This window comes from Winogradskyella sp. PC D3.3 (genome assembly GCF_054366245.1).
In genome coordinates, this window is sequence record NZ_CM135962.1 from 3,076,349 (window position 1) to 3,094,151 (window position 17,803).

At 32.0% G+C, this 17,803-nt stretch carries 16 protein-coding genes; 10 read left to right on the plus strand and 6 right to left on the minus strand.

The genetic code is table 11. From position 1 onward, the window contains the following. The first annotated feature begins 6 nt into the window (after window positions 1–6). Genes asnB through ACXGSQ_RS13495 form a run of 3 tightly spaced genes read left to right on the plus strand, consistent with a single transcriptional unit; the run spans window position 7 to window position 3,682 of the window. A complete protein-coding gene (gene asnB / locus ACXGSQ_RS13485; RefSeq protein ID WP_458626677.1) occupies window positions 7–1,911 on the plus strand; it encodes an asparagine synthase (glutamine-hydrolyzing) in 1,905 nt (634 codons plus the stop codon). A gap of 6 nt (window positions 1,912–1,917) precedes the next feature. Continuing rightward, a complete protein-coding gene (locus ACXGSQ_RS13490) occupies window positions 1,918–3,054 on the plus strand; it encodes a glycosyltransferase family 4 protein (RefSeq protein ID WP_458626678.1) in 1,137 nt (378 codons plus the stop codon). A 7-nt stretch (window positions 3,055–3,061) separates the two neighbouring features. Continuing rightward, complete coding sequence (locus ACXGSQ_RS13495; protein WP_458626679.1) at window positions 3,062–3,682, plus strand: sugar transferase; 621 nt, start codon at window positions 3,062–3,064, stop codon at window positions 3,680–3,682. A gap of 11 nt (window positions 3,683–3,693) precedes the next feature. On the opposite strand, the gene ACXGSQ_RS13500 is transcribed toward ACXGSQ_RS13495, so the two are convergent. Both ACXGSQ_RS13500 and ACXGSQ_RS13505 read right to left on the minus strand, forming a co-directional pair. Beyond that, complete coding sequence (locus ACXGSQ_RS13500) at window positions 3,694–4,338, minus strand: HAD family hydrolase (protein ID WP_458626680.1); 645 nt, start codon at window positions 4,336–4,338, stop codon at window positions 3,694–3,696. Beyond that, window positions 4,331–5,305 (minus strand): ATP-grasp domain-containing protein, encoded by a 975-nt coding sequence (locus ACXGSQ_RS13505; protein WP_458626681.1) that lies wholly within the window; start codon window positions 5,303–5,305, stop codon window positions 4,331–4,333. The genes ACXGSQ_RS13500 and ACXGSQ_RS13505 overlap by 8 nt, the downstream gene beginning before the upstream one ends. A gap of 428 nt (window positions 5,306–5,733) precedes the next feature. On the opposite strand from ACXGSQ_RS13505, the gene ACXGSQ_RS13510 reads away from it, so the two are divergent. From ACXGSQ_RS13510 to ACXGSQ_RS13525, 4 genes are read left to right on the plus strand one after another with little or no spacing between them, the layout of a single operon-like run. Continuing rightward, window positions 5,734–6,861 carry a DegT/DnrJ/EryC1/StrS family aminotransferase gene (locus ACXGSQ_RS13510; RefSeq protein WP_458626682.1) on the plus strand — a complete coding sequence of 376 codons (1,128 nt, stop codon included), beginning with the start codon at window positions 5,734–5,736 and terminating at the stop codon, window positions 6,859–6,861. Then, entirely contained in the window at window positions 6,855–8,750 is a 1,896-nt protein-coding gene (locus tag ACXGSQ_RS13515; protein ID WP_458626683.1) for a polysaccharide biosynthesis protein, read from the plus strand. Before ACXGSQ_RS13510 ends, ACXGSQ_RS13515 begins: the two co-directional genes overlap by 7 nt. 37 nt (window positions 8,751–8,787) lie before the next feature. After that, window positions 8,788–9,564 carry a polysaccharide biosynthesis/export family protein gene (locus ACXGSQ_RS13520; RefSeq protein WP_458626684.1) on the plus strand — a complete coding sequence of 259 codons (777 nt, stop codon included), beginning with the start codon at window positions 8,788–8,790 and terminating at the stop codon, window positions 9,562–9,564. Window positions 9,565–9,584: 20 nt separating this feature from the next. Further along, window positions 9,585–11,957, plus strand: a complete 2,373-nt coding sequence (locus ACXGSQ_RS13525) for a GumC family protein (protein ID WP_458626685.1) — start codon at window positions 9,585–9,587, stop codon at window positions 11,955–11,957. 88 nt (window positions 11,958–12,045) lie between these two features. On the opposite strand, the gene ACXGSQ_RS13530 is transcribed toward ACXGSQ_RS13525, so the two are convergent. Beyond that, a complete protein-coding gene (locus tag ACXGSQ_RS13530; RefSeq protein WP_458626686.1) occupies window positions 12,046–13,218 on the minus strand; it encodes a proline dehydrogenase family protein in 1,173 nt (390 codons plus the stop codon). Between the two features lie 99 nt (window positions 13,219–13,317). Between ACXGSQ_RS13530 and aroB the strand changes: the two genes are divergently transcribed. After that, window positions 13,318–14,388: a 3-dehydroquinate synthase gene (aroB, locus tag ACXGSQ_RS13535; RefSeq protein ID WP_458626687.1), complete on the plus strand. Its 1,071-nt coding sequence runs from the start codon at window positions 13,318–13,320 to the stop codon at window positions 14,386–14,388. Here the strand turns inward: aroB and ACXGSQ_RS13540 are convergent. From ACXGSQ_RS13540 to ACXGSQ_RS13550, 3 genes are all read right to left on the minus strand, one after another. Continuing rightward, a complete protein-coding gene (locus ACXGSQ_RS13540; protein WP_458626688.1) occupies window positions 14,385–14,903 on the minus strand; it encodes a DinB family protein in 519 nt (172 codons plus the stop codon). The two genes, aroB and ACXGSQ_RS13540, sit on opposite strands and share 4 nt — an antisense overlap. A gap of 67 nt (window positions 14,904–14,970) precedes the next feature. Next, window positions 14,971–15,450: an Lrp/AsnC family transcriptional regulator gene (locus ACXGSQ_RS13545; RefSeq protein WP_458626689.1), complete on the minus strand. Its 480-nt coding sequence runs from the start codon at window positions 15,448–15,450 to the stop codon at window positions 14,971–14,973. A gap of 74 nt (window positions 15,451–15,524) precedes the next feature. Beyond that, window positions 15,525–16,667: a M14 family metallopeptidase gene (locus tag ACXGSQ_RS13550; protein WP_458626690.1), complete on the minus strand. Its 1,143-nt coding sequence runs from the start codon at window positions 16,665–16,667 to the stop codon at window positions 15,525–15,527. Between the two features lie 303 nt (window positions 16,668–16,970). Here ACXGSQ_RS13550 and ACXGSQ_RS13555 point away from each other — a divergent pair, with 303 nt between their 5' ends. Further along, window positions 16,971–17,372, plus strand: coding sequence for a helix-turn-helix domain-containing protein (locus ACXGSQ_RS13555; RefSeq protein ID WP_458626691.1), 402 nt, complete (start codon window positions 16,971–16,973; stop codon window positions 17,370–17,372). A 40-nt stretch (window positions 17,373–17,412) separates the two neighbouring features. Further along, the gene (locus tag ACXGSQ_RS13560; RefSeq protein WP_458626692.1) at window positions 17,413–17,799 is read left to right on the plus strand and encodes a hypothetical protein; all 387 of its coding nucleotides are present in this window, start codon (window positions 17,413–17,415) and stop codon (window positions 17,797–17,799) included. Window positions 17,800–17,803 lie beyond the last annotated feature (4 nt).

A 17,803-nucleotide genomic window follows, 5' to 3' on the forward strand; every position in this document is an offset into this window, starting at 1 on the left:
AACAAAATGTGTGGAATTAACGGCATTATAGCCAAGACCAATAGAAACAAAGACGAGATAACAGCTGTCCTTAACACAATGAATAATTTAATTATTCATAGAGGACCAGATGAAGATGGCTTGTTTTCTGAAGAAAATGACCAATTCACTGTTGGTATGGGAATGCGTAGGTTATCCATTATAGATTTGTCTTCGGGTAAACAACCTATTTTTTCAGATGATAAACAAATTGTCATTGTATTTAATGGTGAAATATATAATTACAAAGCCTTAAAATCTAAATTAGAATCCGAAGGAGTAACATTTAAAACCTCTAGTGATACTGAAGTCATCTTAAAAGCTTACGAAAAGTATGGGGTTGAATCTTTTCAATGGTTAGATGGTATGTATGGCTTTAGCATCTATGACAAAACCATTAATAAACTATTTATTGCTCGTGATTTCTTTGGTGAAAAACCATTATACTACACGCATACGGATAACGAATTTATTTGGGCATCAGAGTTAAAATCTATAATCAATACGATAGATTTTACTCCTAATATTTCAAAAAAGGGATTGAACCTTTATTTTAGATTAACCTATATTCCTGCGCCACATACCATTTACGAAAACATTTTTAAGCTTGAAGCTAATCATTATATAGAATATGATTTAGCGTCTCATAATACAAGCATTCATAAAATAAATGCTGAGCCTAAACCAAAACCAACAAATATTTCATTTGACGATGCTAAAGCAAAAACCAAAGATCTCGTTTATAAAAGTGTAGATAGCAGATTTATTGCAGACGTTGGTTTGGGTACATTTTTATCTGGAGGTGTAGATTCTTCTATTATTTCACTTTGTTTAGCACAAACTACAGATAAAAAAATAGATACATTTTCAATCGGATTCAAAAAAGCATCTTACGACGAAACAGACAAATCTAGAGTCGTTGCCAAAATGCTAAATAGTAATCATCACGAATTTATAATTGACGAAAATGATCTTAAAAATAACATACACGAAATTTTAATCAATTTCGATGAACCTTTTTCAGATACTGCAGCCCTACCTACACACCTACTCTCCGAAAAGACAAGAGAACACGTTACAGTTGCTCTAACTGGAGATGGTGGAGACGAAGTATTTGGTGGATACAACAAGTACTACATTGGTAAAATGAACAAAAAATATACTAGCGTTGTACCAAAAGGGCTTCATAAATCGATTGCCGGTTTAAGTAATAAGTACCTTATTAATAAAGATGATACGCGTGGTAGAAAGTTTCAGATTAATAAACTCTTAAATGCTATTGATTATGATGGTGGTTTTTATTGGGACATTATTTCGTTAGCAAATACCAGCAATCAATTAGCCGAAATAATGTCTCCAGATTATTTTGATGCCAATATTTTTCAAGAATATAAAAATGTTTTGGGAAAACAAAACATTGAAACCCTAACTGATTTTAGACTTGTAGATAAAATTTTGAGTTTAGAGGGAGGCATGCTAGCTAAAGTTGATAGAACAAGTATGATGACATCCCTAGAATGTAGAGCACCTTTCTTAAATCGAGATTTATGGGAATTCACTAACACCCTACCCGAAAGCTATTTAATGAAAGGCTGGAACAAAAAGTATATTTTAAAAGAAGCTTTTAGAGATCAGTTTCCTAAAGAATTTTTAGAAAAAGGAAAAAGCGGTTTTGGATCTCCTACAGGAGATTGGCTAAGACAAAGCCTAAGAAAAGAACTAGAATCCTATATTGATCCGGTTATGCTTAAGTCACAAGGTATATTCAATGTAGACGTTATAACCAAATTAGTTAAAGATCATTTAGAAAGTAAAAAAGATAGTACCTTTAGAGTTTGGTCGTACTATTGTTTTCAAAAATGGTATAAATATAATTTCCTTAAACAAAACTAAATTGACATGGAGAAAAAAAGAATACTACTTATTGCCTCATATGCAGGTTCTCTTATAAGATTTAGAGGAGATTTTATTAAAAGCTTAATCGCAAACGGATTCAATGTATTTACAGCAGCTCCAGAATATACCGATGAAGATATTGAAATAATAACCGCAATGGGCGCCAATCCTATTGAGTTTAACTTGCAACGTACGGGGCTTAATCCTTTAAAAGATTTAAAATCTATTAAGGCATTAAAATCAATAATGAAGGATAATCGGATAGACCTAGTTTTTCCTTATACCGTAAAACCAGTTATTTATGGTTCTATGGCTGCCAATAGTTGTAAAATCCCTGTCATTTCTTTAATTACGGGTTTAGGCTATGCATTTACGGGACTATCCGCTAAAGCTAGAACGTTACAGCGATTTAATGAAATTCTTTACAAATTATCAATTAGAAAAAATAAAATTATTGTATTTCAAAATAGGGATGATTACCAATTATTTTTAGATCGAAAGGTCATTTCCAAACAACAACGTGTAGATTTTGTAAGTGGTTCTGGTGTCAACTTAAAGGAGTTTACTTTTGTAGAAAAAAATGCTTCCGATAAAGTTAGTTTTCTTTTAGTCGCTAGGCTAATTGAAGAAAAAGGTATTGGGCTTTATATGGAAGCAGCAAAATTACTAAAGGCAAAATATCCAAAAGCAGAATTTCACTTAATTGGAGTTGTTGAAACATCTCCTTCTGCTATCAGTGAAGATGAAATTAATGCGTTGCATAACGAAGGGATTATTGTTTTTCATGGAAGACAAACTAATATAGAAGATCATTTACACCAAAGCGATATTTTTGTTTTACCGAGTTATTACAGAGAGGGGTTACCGAGAACAACATTAGAAGCTAGTGCTTGTGGCAACCCTATAATTACAACAGACTCTGTTGGTTGTAGAGAAGCCGTTAAAGAAGGAGAAAATGGTTTTTTAATTACCCCTCAAAATTTAGATGCTTTAGTAAAACCCATGGAATATTTTATTAACCATCCTGAAAAAATTAAAGAAATGGGAATTAATAGTAGAAAATATGCCGAAGAGCGTTTTGATGTTGACATTATAAACAACGATTTGATTCAATTAATAAATAGTGTTCTTAAAACATAAGTAAAATATGAATTTATATAAAACATTCATAAAACGTATTTTTGACTTTTTAGCCGCGTTGATAGGTCTACTAATTATAGCGCCTTTGTTTTTATTTCTCATTATCTGCCTTTTTATACTCAATAATGGCAAACCCTTTTTCTACCAAGAACGTACAGGTAAAAATGGTAAAATATTTACAATTATTAAGCTCAAAACCATGACCGATAAAACAGATAGTAACGGTGATTTATTACCTGCAATGGATCGTGTTACCAAAATCGGAGCTATATGTAGAAAATTGTCTTTAGATGAACTACCGCAATTAGTTAACATACTAAAAGGAGATATGAGCTTAATTGGGCCACGCCCCTTATTACCGATATACTTAGATCGCTATAATTCAAGACAAAATAGACGACACGAAGTTTTACCAGGAATTACCGGTTGGGCGCAAGTCAATGGAAGAAATACAATAAGTTGGGAGCAAAAATTTGAATATGACGTTTACTATGTAGAACAGCAATCATTTTTACTAGATTTTAAAATTATTCTAAAAACCATAGATAAGGTTATAAATAGAAAAGACATCAACAATTCTGAGAATCTAGACATGCCTGAATTTAAAGGATCAAAACCACAACGCTAAAAATCCTATAACTAGCAAATTTTAAGATCTTTAAAATCGATTATAAAATCTTTTGGCAAATTCTCAACCTCCATAAATTTGTAAGATTCAAAATGAATATTTTTACCATTATCTACTAAAGCTATACTATTCCACCCTAATGAATTAGGTGCAATAAAATCTTTCTTTAAATTATCGGCAATATAATAATAGGTTGTTCCCTCCAACGCCTTTTCTATAGCTATAAAATTAGCAAAATTTGGTTTTTCTGTTCCAATTTCTTCTGAAATTATAATTTTATCTAAGTAATCTACAATACCTAAATTCTTCAGCTTTGCTCTTTGCGTCTTTGATCTGCCATCAGTAACTATGGCTATTTTCCCTTCTTTTGATTTTATAGCCTCAAAGACCTCTAATACACCATCAAATAATTGAATATCCGGTTGATGATCTCTATACATTGCAACAAGAGTCCCAATGTCTTTACCATAAGTATTAGCAAGGAATTCAAAAACGTTAACCTTATTTCTATACAAGGAAAACATCTTAGAATATAGAGATTTCCAATCCTTAGGTTCTATATATTTTGAAATAGATTTATAGGCCGATTTTAAATAGTCCAATTCATTATACAAGGTGTCGTCTAAATCAAAAACAACAATTGTATCTTTATTCACCTTTATATCCATGTACTAGAATTTCATCATCATAGCGAATCATTAATAAATCGTTTTCCCAAACATCAAATTTATCACCAATAGTCTTTCCGTATAAATACTCATCAATAATCCATTTAGAAAAATTTGCTCCCGATAAATACGATAAAGGATATCCACCACCAAACCGAGGGTTAATTTCTATGGCGTATACCTTTTTGTCATCGTGTTTACTTAGGAAAAACTGAGCCGTAAGACAACCAATAGCTCCATCAATATAGCTTAAGTTATCCTTTATATAATCTACTAAAGCATTATTAACTGTCAATGCTTTATAAACTTCTCCATCCCTAACCTCTATTCTTTTTCTTGGAACAACACATTTCAATTTATGATCTTTGCCAAAATATAAATCACATGTGAATTCATCAAAATCATCATGGTCTAAATACTCTAAAAACATTAATTTATCATTATTAAAATGATAATCTGTCAACTCTTCTTTAGTTCTAATTAAAAAGGTATCTACACTTCTACTCCCATCTATTGGCTTTATAAAAAGAGGTAATTCATAATTATCTTTGCTGAATTCTTTAGCTACATTTACGTTATGCGCTTCAAAAAACTCATGTATAACTCTCTTATTTCTACATTTAGATACAAAATCAACGGATGATATAACGACCTCAATACCTTCTTCCTTAAACCTTACTTTATTTTTTGCAAGTTCAAGTAGTTCCGTATCTATTGTTGGTATTATTAAACGAATTTTATACGTTTTACAAAAATTTATTAGAACCGAAATATAATCCGTAGCATTTAGTTTAGGCACCTTAAAAAATCCATCTGCAACTTGGCAAGCTGCTGATAAAACCGGGTTAGCATCTGTAGCATAAACCTTGCTTTCTGGATCTACTTTTTTTAGTTCTTTTTGAAACGATCTTACAAGCGAAACTCTACGTCCGGCTGAAGTGATTAAGATATTCATTCTATAAATTTAGGTTAGCAATTTTTTTAATATATTTATATCAAATGATAAATATAATATAGTTAATATTATCTTTGTTATAGAAACGATATAAAGTCTAAAATTAGGTTGTAAATTGATATAAAAATGACCTTAATAGACATATTTGTCTATTCTTTTTTTAACATCAGTAGTGCTCTTGGGCAACTACATTTACTATTTATGTAGTAAAGTGCTTCTAATTTAATGTGTTGTAATAAATCATTACATATGAAATAATCACTTTCTATAATTTAGAAAATAACGTAATTATTTACTTTTCATCGTTTTAATTTGGGGCAACTCAAGATAAAAGCGCATATTTAACCCTTAAATAAGATCGTGTCCCAGATCCCTCTATTGACATGAAATTGAATAGTAATAGCATAATTACTTAACAATTTTTACGTATGAAACCTAAAATATGGCTTTCATCACCACATATGAGTGGTAATGAACTATCTTACATTAATGAAGCATTCGACACCAATTGGGTAGCCCCATTAGGACCTAATGTCAATGGCTTTGAAACTGATTTACAATCTTACCTTAAAAATAGCCGACATGTTGCAGCATTAGCATCTGGAACGTCTGCTTTACATTTAAGTTTAGTTATGCTGGGAGTTGGAAACGGAGATGAAGTGATTTGCCAGAGCAAAACATTTTCTGCGTCTGCTAACCCAATTGTCTATCAAGGAGCGACTCCTGTCTTTATAGATAGTGAAAGAGATACGTGGAACATGTGTCCTGAGCAACTTGAAATCGCCATTAACGACCGAATTTCAAAAGGAACAAAACCTAAAGCTATTATCGCTGTACATTTATATGGTATGCCTTACAAAGCTGATGAAATTAATGAGATTGCATTAAAGTATAGCATTCCTGTTATTGAAGACAGTGCCGAATCTTTAGGAAGCTTATATAAAGGGGAAAATTGTGGGACGTTGGGTGATTTCTCAATACTCTCATTTAATGGAAATAAAATTATAACAACTTCTGGAGGTGGTGCTTTAGTCACTAAAAGCAAAGAACTGAAACAGCAAGCTGTTTTCTTAGCAACACAAGCGAGAGATGATGCTCCACACTACTTACACTCGCAAATTGGATACAATTATAGAATGTCTAATATTGTTGCCGGAATTGGTCGTGGACAAATGACTATTTTAGATAGCCATGTAGCAAAGCGTCGCTCAAATCATCAACTTTATTTTAATGCTTTCAAAGACAATAATAAAATCTCCTTTCTCCAAGAACCAGAAGGTTATTTTTCTAACCGTTGGTTATCTTGTATCCTCTTAGATTCTATGGAAACTCGTGAGGGATTAAGACTAGCGTTAGAAGCTGAAAACATTGAATCTCGACCTTTATGGAAACCAATGCACCAACAACCCGTTTTTAAAAAATACCCAAGTTACCTTAATGGTGTATCTGATGCGTTATTTGAGAAAGGTTTATGTTTACCTAGCGGATCAAATCTTACTGATAATGAATTAGAAAGGGTAGTTTCAGCTATAAATGCGTATTTTGTAACATGCTAATTAAACTTCTACATAAAATATCACAAAAATATGCATCTAAATGGCTCGTATTGCTATTTGATGTTATAATCGTAATTGCTTCTTTTTTCCTTGCCTATTTAATACGATATAATTTTCAAATAGATTTTGACTTTATAAAACTATTAAATCAAGTGCCGTACGTCGCGCTTATTGCAGCTATTAGTTTTATTGCTGTTGGATCATACAAAGGAGTTGTTCGGTTTACAGGATTTAAAGACATTGTAAATATTATAATAGGAGCAAATATATTAGCAACGATTTTAATTTTTTTCACTTTTTTAAGTCGAAAATTCCTTGGCGATGATAATGTTTTTAATATATCCGGCTCCATTGTATATATTCACTTATTATTGAATATCCTATTCCTAATTGGCTCTAAACTATTTATAAAATCTATATATAATCATATTACTCAAGATTTTCAATCGATTTCAAATGTTTTAATTTTTGGAGCAGGGAATTCTGGTATGTTAACTTATGATGCCATTCAAAACGATACCAAGAGTGGCCTTGAGGTCGTTGGTTTTATTGATGATGATGAACGAAAAATTGGAAAAAAGATAAATCTAATTAAGGTTTATAACATTGAATCTATTGACGAAAATTTCATTAAAAATAATAACGTTGAAGACGTTATAATATCAATTCAGAACATAGATCCTACTCGACTACTTCAAATTACTGGTAGTCTATTCGCTTTAGGTCTTAAGGTAAAAATCGTTCCTCCTGTTCAAAGTTGGATAGATGGAGATTTGAGCGTAGGCCAAATTAAAGAAGTTAAAATTGAAGATTTACTTGGAAGAGACCCAATTAATATAAAAAATCCTGATTTAGAAGAACAGTATGACAATAAAGTTATTTTAATAACAGGCGCTGCTGGTTCAATAGGAAGCGAGATTTGCAGAAAAGTTAGTCTATATAACTATAAAAAATTAATTTTAGTAGATAATGCAGAGTCTGCACTCTACGATATACAACAAGAATTTAGACAACAAGGTTTAGAAAATATTGATGCTATTGTCGCTGACGTAAGAAATAGAACGCGAATCGATCAAATATTCAACCTATATAAACCAAAAGTAATTTTCCATGCAGCCGCCTATAAACACGTCCCTTTAATGGAAAACAATCCATTTGAAGCGGTTAGTGTTAATATTGGAGGAACTAAAAATGTTGCCGATATCGCCGTCAAACATAGTGTTGATAAATTTGTATTTATATCAACAGACAAGGCGGTAAACCCAACAAATGTAATGGGAGCCACAAAACGTATCGCAGAACTTTACGTAAGCTGCCTAAAAGGAAAAGGACATACAAAATTTATCACCACAAGATTTGGTAATGTCTTAGGCTCTAATGGATCTGTAATCCCTTTATTTAAAAAACAAATCGAAAAAGGAGGGCCTTTAACAGTAACACACAAGGACATTACGCGATATTTTATGACCATTCCTGAAGCTTGTCAATTAGTATTAGAAGCAGCAGCGATGGGTAATGGTGGCGAAATTTTTGTCTTTGACATGGGAGAGCCGATTAAGATATTTAACCTTGCTACCAATATGATTATTCTATCTGGATTACGATACCCTGAAGACATCGATATTAAAATCACCGGATTAAGACCTGGAGAAAAGATTTATGAAGAACTATTAGCTGATGGGGAAAACACAAAGAAAACCTATCACGATAAAATTATGATTGCCAAATCTAGGCATGTAGATATTATTAATGTTGAAAAACAAATCAATAAGCTAACCGCAATAAACTCGTTAACACAACCTTTAGAGATTGTATCTTCAATAAAAAATTTAATACCAGAATATATCTCTAACAATTCAACATATGAAGTGTTAGACTTAAAAAAATAAATCCTACGGTCAAATTAATCTATAAACTATTATTTACATGAAAACACGTATTCTAATCATTTCAATATTAGCAATTATAACAGCAACGTCTTGTGCTTCTAGGAAAAAAATAGTTTACTTTCAAGATGAACTCATTAAAGAAGGACAGTTGGAATCTGAGCCAACTCAATTAACTTATAAACCAGACGATATATTAACAATTAATGTTTCTGCCCTAGACCCAGACACCGTTAGACCTTTCAATTTGCCAATAGTTTCAAATAATACTTCTGACTTAACAAGTGCTCAAGGAACTTTGCAGCAGCAATCATATTTAGTAGATTATAACGGTAACATTGATTTTCCCGTTTTAGGAAGAATAAAGGTAGAAGGACTAACACGAACAGAGTTAACAGCCTTATTAACGGAACGCATAAGACCAATGGCCAAAGATCCCATTGTTAATGTAAGATTAGCAAATTTTACTATAACTGTTATTGGAGAAGTAGCTTCACCAGGAACATTTACAATGCAAGATGAACGAGTAACACTTATTGAAGCTCTTGGTTATGCAAATGATTTGACCATCTTTGGGAAGCGAAAAAACGTGAAATTGATAAGAGAGGTTAATGGAAAAAAGAAATTTGCAAATATTGATTTAACATCAGTAAACACAATAAACTCTGACCTGTACTATCTTCAGCAAAACGATGTAATCTATGTAGAACCAAATAATGCAAGAATTAGATCTTCTACATACAATCAAAATAACGGAGTATTAATTTCGGCAATAGGTACATTAACCACAATTTTAGCTATATTCATTATAAAATAGCTATTTAATTAAAATCATATATGGAATCCAAACCTGTTTCAAATTCTAATGAAATTAAACAAAGTGTTGAGTTATTTCTTTCTTATTGGAAAATACTTATATTTTGTGCTGCAGTTGCACTATTTCTCGGATACACCTACCTGCGATATACGACTTATGAATATAGCGCCACTGCAACTATTAAAATAAGAGATGAAAAACAATCTAAAAAATTACAACCCATAGGCGAGCCTTCTAATGAAGGACTTTTTTCTGATGGTTCAAACAAAATAAAAGATGAAATTGAAGTTATTCAATCTCGAACATTAATTAAAAATATTGTAAAAAAATTAGATTTAAACATTAGATGTTTTACCCAGGGCAATATTAAGGAACTTGAAATTTACAAAAACCCTCCTGTTTCGTTAAGTTTTTTAGCTAATGACTCTATTATACATAGATTAGATACTACAATCTATATTAAAGTAAAGTCACCAACTCAATTTTTAGCATACGTTAACGAAAGCAAAACCCTAGTAAACAGGGATGAGTTAAGCGGAAAATTATATGATTTTGGAGCAAGAATAAAAACAGGTTTTGGCGACATGGTCATAACTCCGAATATTGGAAAATATGCTCCTGTGGTTGGAAGTAATTTAAAAATTTCAATATCACCTGTTAGCAAAATTGTAAACCATTATCAAAAAAAAATTAAAGTTTCAACAGAAACAGGCTCTAGTGTCATAAAGCTAGACTTAAAAGAAAGCAATTCATATAAGGCCGTTGATATATTAAATCAGCTTATACAAGAATACAATCAAGATGTATTGTTAGATAAAGAGGCAGTAGTAAAAGAAACATCTGAATTCATTAACAATAGGCTTCAGCAAGTTTCCGTTGAATTAGAGAAAGTAGATTACACTGCGGAAGAATTGCAACAAAAAAATAACCTCACTGCTTTAAGTTCCCAAGCCGATCTTAATCTTCAAAGTGAAAAACAATTACAATCTCAAATTTCATCTACAGCGAATAATATAGAATTAATTTCTTTTCTCGAGACAAAAATATCGAGCGATAATAAAAGTACCGATTTATTGCCTGCTAATATTGCAATTGGAGATCCTAATACAGCACAGGTACTAAGAAGCCATAACGAATTAGTATCGCAGCGTGATAAAATTCTAAGAAATTCAAGTGAGAAAAACCCCGTGGTTATCCAATTAAATAATCAAATTGAATCATTAAGGTTAAACCTTCAGAATTCATTAAAAAACATGAGAGCTACATCTGAGCTCACTTTAAGTCGTTTAAACAGAGATAATGCTAGAATTCAAGGTCAATTATATTCTGCACCAACTAAAGCAAGACAGTTTAGAGATATAAAAAGACAGCAAGACATTAAAGAGTCATTATATCTTTATTTATTAGAGAAACGAGAAGAATCAGCCATAAGGCTTGGAATGTATGCACCAAACGCTAAAATCATTGATCGCGCCTATTCCTCTCACCTTCCTGTTGCGCCTAATAAGATGATCGTTTACATAGCTTCTCTATTATTTGGATTAGGACTTCCAATAGCTCTGATATACATTTCTAATCTATTAAATACCAAAATATACAACAAAGAAGACTTAATTAATGTATTAAATATTCCTTATTTAGGAGATATCCCTAAAACTTCTAAAAAACATAAACTTATTAAAAAAATCGATTATTCTCCAAAAGCAGAAGCTTTTAGAATTGTAAGATCCAATATCGATTTCATGCTTAAAGACATAAAAAATCGTTCTAAAAAACTATTTATAACCTCTACCGTCCCTCAAGAAGGGAAATCACACACCAGTGTCAATTTAGCCACATCCATAGCATATTCTGGCAAATCTGTGTTACTAATTGAAACAGATATTAGAGTTCCCAAATTACTTAACTATCTCGATATAAAGGACAAATCAGTACAAGGGCTTTCAGACTACATTGTAGATAAATCAATTAAACCAGAACATATTATATTAAAACACAAAGACAATGAGTTTTTAGATATTATCCCTTCTGGAACAATACCTCCTAACCCTTCAGAATTATTAATGAGCGATAGAGTTGAAGACCTATTTAATCATTTTGAAACCAAGTACGATTACATTATAGCAGATACCTCTGCGGTAGGTATAGTAAGCGACACCTTACTAATTTCAAAATTAGCCGATATGTTTATATATGTTGTAAGCGCAGACAAAATAGACAGACGTTTACTTATGCATGTAGCACAACCATTAAAAAAAGACAAAAGATTACCTAACATGACTTTTCTTTTAAATGGAACTAATTCTAATAAAAAAGGAGGTTATGGCTATGGTTATGGCTATGGTAACAATCCTAACAAGAAGAAAAAATGGTACCAATTTGGTAAGTCTTAATTAACCCCACCAAATTAAGCTACCTAAAAGAAAAGCCACTAATTGTCATTTAGTGGCTTTTTTTTATACTTAAGTAATAATTAAATCCTTACAGCTTCCGTCTACGCTTTTCCGTTTTCAGTAAAGTTAACTCTCTACTCGTTTGCCCTGAGACAGACGTATTCTCCTCTGCCCTTCTAATTAAATAAGGCATCACATCTTTCACAGGACCAAAAGGAATATATTTTGCAACATTATAACCTTGCGCCGCTAAATTAAAACTAATATGATCACTCATACCGTATAACTGTCCAAACCACACATTGTTATCTTGCTTAGATATATGGTTAGTTTCCATAAGCTCCATTGCTAAATAACAGCTTGCTTCGTTATGCGTACCAATAAAAACAGAGATATCTTTTAAATTATTGAGAATATAATTTAATGTTGCATTAAAATTATCATCGGTTGCTTTTTTATTTTCACATATTGGAGAATCATAACCTTTCGCTATAGCTCTGTCACGTTCTTTTTCCATATAAGCACCACGCACAATTTTCATCCCTATTTTAAAACCATCGTCTTTTGCACGTTGATGCAATGCCTTTAAGTAATCTAAACGATCCCAACGGTACAATTGAAGTGTATTATAAACAATAGTCACATCTTTATTATAACGACGCATCATTTCTTCTACCAAATCATCTGCAGCATCTTGCATCCAACTTTCTTCCCCATCGATTAATACTTCAACATCTTTTTCTTTTGCCAGTTTACAAACCGTATCAAATCGATTTACAATTCTATTCCATTCTGCTTCTTCATCGGTTGTTAAAGCGATTCCTTCTGTCTTTTTTTGATACAATAAAAAACGTCCAAAACCAGTTGGTTTAAACACTACAATTGGCATCGCTTCTCTTTCATCACAAAAACGAATGATTTTCAGTATTTTCTCTAAAGCGTTATCAAATTGATTCTCTTCCGCTTTACCTTCAACAGAATAATCAAGCACGGAACTTACTCCTTTCGTATATAATTTATCTATGACAGGCAAACAACCTTCCTCATTAACACCACCGCAGAAATGATCAAAAACAGTAGCTCTTATCAGTTTTTCTACAGGTAAATGCGCTTTTAAGGCAAAATTAGTGGCTGCAGTTCCCATTCGAACCAAGGGCTCAGAAGAAATCATTTTGAATAAAAAATAGGCACGTTCTAATTCTGAATCAGATTTTAAAATAAACGCCGTACCTGTGTCCTCAAAGAGTGAACGATTTATCATTAGCTAAAAGAATATAAATGCAAATATATTTATTATAGTCTTACATTTTTTTCTAAAAAGGAAGTATTTTCACATCCTATTTTGCAGATAAGTTATAATATGGAATCTATTTCAACAAAAAACGCCGTAATACATTTTAATTCTGAGGTTTATACAGAATTAAATAATTATTTAAAAACCACAAAACCTTCTAAGATATTTGTTCTTGTAGACACAAATACGCATGATTATTGTCTACCTAAGTTCCTAGAACGTATAGAATCTGGAGATATCCCTTTAGAAGTAATGGAAATACCAAATGGTGAAGAACATAAATCTATTGACATTTGCACTGGCGTGTGGGAAGCGCTTTCGGAGTATAATGCTGATCGTAAAAGTTTATTAATCAATTTAGGAGGTGGAGTTGTTACTGATTTAGGAGGATTTGTAGCAAGTACTTACATGCGTGGTATACCTTATATAAATATACCAACAACCTTATTAGCTATGGTAGATGCTTCTGTTGGAGGTAAAACAGGAGTAGACTTAGGAGCTTTAAAAAATCAAGTTGGTGTTATTAACGAAGGTCAAATGGTAGGTGTTGATACCTCATTTTTAGATACATTACCACAAAATGAAATGATTTCGGGTTTTGCCGAAATGCTAAAACACGGTTTAATCTATGATGAAGCCTATTGGAATACTCTAACTCATCTCGAAAATTTAGATCTTTCTGATTTAGATGGTTTAATTTATGACTCTATCGTTATAAAAAACCAAGTTGTCACTTCTGATCCTACCGAACAAGGTTTAAGGAAAATATTAAATTTTGGACACACACTTGGACACGCTATTGAAAGTTATTTCTTAGAAAATGCTGATAAAACCCCGCTTCTTCATGGCGAAGCTATAGCAATTGGTATGATTTTAGAAAGCTATTTGTCTACAAAAATTTGTGACTTAAGTGATGTTAACTTAAAAACTATAACGGATGGTATTTTAAAAACGTTTGCTAAAGTTGAAATATCTAAAGCCGACCAAAATCATATAATAGCGTTACTAAAATACGACAAGAAGAATAGTCATGGTGTCGTAAAGTTTGTACTGCTTGAAGCCATAGGGCAACCCAAAATAGATTGTATAGTTAGCAATGAATTAATTTCGGAAGCTTTTGATTATTACGCAAACTAAAGGTAGCGTTCTTTTATAATTTTTAAGTGATGTTTTTCATGGCCAGCAATAATATAACCAATTGCTCTAACCGAAACAGGAAAACCAGAAGCCTCACCTAACAAAAGCAAAGTTTCATTATCAAAGGTCTTAAATAACACTATTGTAGCCTGTCTCACTGCTCTATATTCAGCCAACAAGCTATCCATTGAGCGTTTTTCAACATTAGCAGATATAACGTAGTCATCTTGCTCAAACCCCGCTAAAGACGTCTTATCACGTCTTGCAATTCTTAATGCTCTATAAGCAAATACACGCTCTGTATCAATTATATGTAGTAACACATCTTTTATAGACCACTTTCCTTTGGCATAGGCATAATTGTGTTTCTCTTCTGGAATGTTTGAAAAAACAGAAAACACTAGTTCTAGATTTTGCTGTAAACCTTCAACAATAACCATATCTTTAGCTACTGCATCTAAATAAGGTTGATAATAAGAATTATATTCTGCTGGACTAAGAGATGCTAAATTCATATATTTTTTTTAAAATAAAAAAAGCCCCAGGATTACCAAGGGCTTTTGTTAAAATATTCAATGTTGATTACAATTCGTTAAAAATAGTATGCATCAAACGTTTTTTATCATTTAAGCTCTCTTCTAAAGAAATCATTGTTTCTGTTCTGTAAACACCTTCAATGTCATCTAACATAAAAATAATATCCTTTGCATGCATTGTGTCTTTCGCTCGTATTTTACAGAAAATATTAAATTTACCTGTTGTAATATGCGCTACGGTAACGTAAGGAATATCTATAATTCGCTCTAAAACAAATTTCGTTTGTGACGTGTTTTGTAAAAACACACCCACATAAGCTATAAATGAATAATCTAACTTTTGGTAATCTAATGTTAATGATGACCCCATTATAATACCTGCTTCCTCCATTTTCTTAACACGCACATGAACAGTACCTGCGGAAATCAATAACTTTTTTGCTATATCCGTAAAAGGAATACGCGTATTATCGATAAGCATATCGAGAATTTGATGATCAACTTCATCCAATTTAAACTTTGCCATAATTGTATAATCTTTAAACTAAACGCAAAAATAAAACATTTAAATTAACAATTATGCATTAAAACTGAATAATTTTACGGTTTTAATGAGATTCTTTCATTATTTATGATTACGAAATCGATTTCGGAACCTACAATTAATTCAGAATTATCTATTGTTTTTACTAAAAACCCATTGGCTTTTATTTCGTTATGACCATACTTATTATTCAATTTTGAGATCTCTTCTATTACAGGTACAAATTCTAACTTATCTCCTAGCAATACCTCTCTATATTGAATAGCAACATCAACAGTACCGCCTTCGTCATCTACCTTTGCATTTCTTATAATGACATCATAAAAACATTTTGCGTTTTCAGGGATATCAAAATAAGTTTCATATCCATTAGCATCAACACCATTTAAAATGACTTCTACCCCTTTAAGTATAGCCATAAACATTAAACGCCTTACCTCTTCTCTATCGTAATCATTTTTGTAATGCCCCGCTTCATACAATAACGTTGGTACTCCAAAATGCTGAAACGTATCACCAACACAATTGATATTGAAACCATCGTCGTATCTCCCTATTCCATTAGGAATTTCGGGTTGTAAAAACTTATTAATTTCACCAATAATAACCATAGCCTCCTTCCTGTTGATCGTTAACTTCCGCTCTTGATCTTGCGCTGGTGATAAAAAAGAAAGCGTAGCCACATTATTTGTGCTTCCTGCACTAAAAATAGTCCGCTGACCATGAAGGTTAAAACAGTAATTAGGCTTAAAATCATCATATAGCTTCCTAAGCACATTACTTTCTGACTGAGATAAATCTTGAGCATCTCTATTTAAATCAACACCATTAGCATTTATTCGTGTATAACGCTCAGCTCCGTCTGGATTCAATATAGGAACCACCATTAAAGTACATTCTTCTAAAATCCGATTTGAAATAGCATGATCTAACTCTAACAAATTAAAACAGTCAAAAAGCGCCTTAGTCGATGTTGATTCGTTACCATGCATTTGAGACCATAGCAAAATCTTTATAGGACCTGTACCAAATTTCAAACTGTATATGGGCTGCTCTTTAACAGAATATCCAAATGTTGAAATAACAGGTTTAGACAAATTACCGATACACTTTTCTATATGAGCATTGGTGATATAACGACCATATAATTCGGGCGTTTTTACCTTTAAAAATAATTGATTCAAAGTCTCTAAATTCATACTATCAAATTAATGGTTACAAATGTAATCATTTGATATTTTACATTTGTAAACAAGATTTTTAAAGTAAAATGTTACACTAGTAAACAACAATTCTCACAAAAACGAAGGCTTATGACCAAATCTTAACAACGCGACATTAAAATTATTTTTTAAACACCTATCTTATTTATTATCAGTGATTAATAATGATAAATCAAACTTAAGATTTAATACTGTAAAAATTATTTTGTTACATTTATACCATACCTAAATACTATTGTTTACATTTGTACCATTACAATAACCAACCCTTAGTTTACAATGATAAACTCAAAAGATTTCACCGGACGCTTACAAAAAGTTATTGATTACTACAGTGAATCCGCCTCTAGTTTTGCAGAAAAAATCGGAGTGCAACGCTCTAGTATTTCACACATTCTGAGTGGTAGAAATAAACCTAGTTTAGATTTCGTAATGAAGGTTCTTCATACCTATCCCGAAGTTGAACTGCATTGGCTCATAGACGGAAAAGGAAATTTCCCCAACCAAATCCCTACCCTAAAACCACCTAAAACTAACACCATTGAAACACCGCCAAAACCCCAACCCTCAAAACAAACCCTAAACACCCCAAGCCCTAATACTAATTCAGACTCTGATTCCGAAATCGACAAGATTGTAATATTTTATAAAAACGGCACTTTTAAAAGCTATAAGCCTTAATATTAATTATACGATTCATTATCTTTGCAAAAAGATTTACATGAGATTTTTTCTTTCCATAGCATTGTTAGTATTAGTATCAAGCTGTTACTCCAACGAGCGAAATTGTTCTGATTTTAAAACCGGAACCTTTGAGTTCACCTATACCATAGACGGCATTGAACACACTTCTCGCTTTAAGCGCACTGAGAACCTAAATATTGATTATCACAAAGAGAAGACTGACTCGTCATCTATTCGCTGGATAAACGATTGTGAATTCATACTAAAAAAACTACACCCAACGAGTAATTCAGAAAAAGACGCTATTCACATGAAGATTCTCTCTACGACAGAAGACTCCTATACATTTGAATACAAACTCGCAGTTAAAAGACCCAATAGACCGTTAAGAGTCGAAAAAGGAGTGGCTAAAAAAATTGAATAAGCAA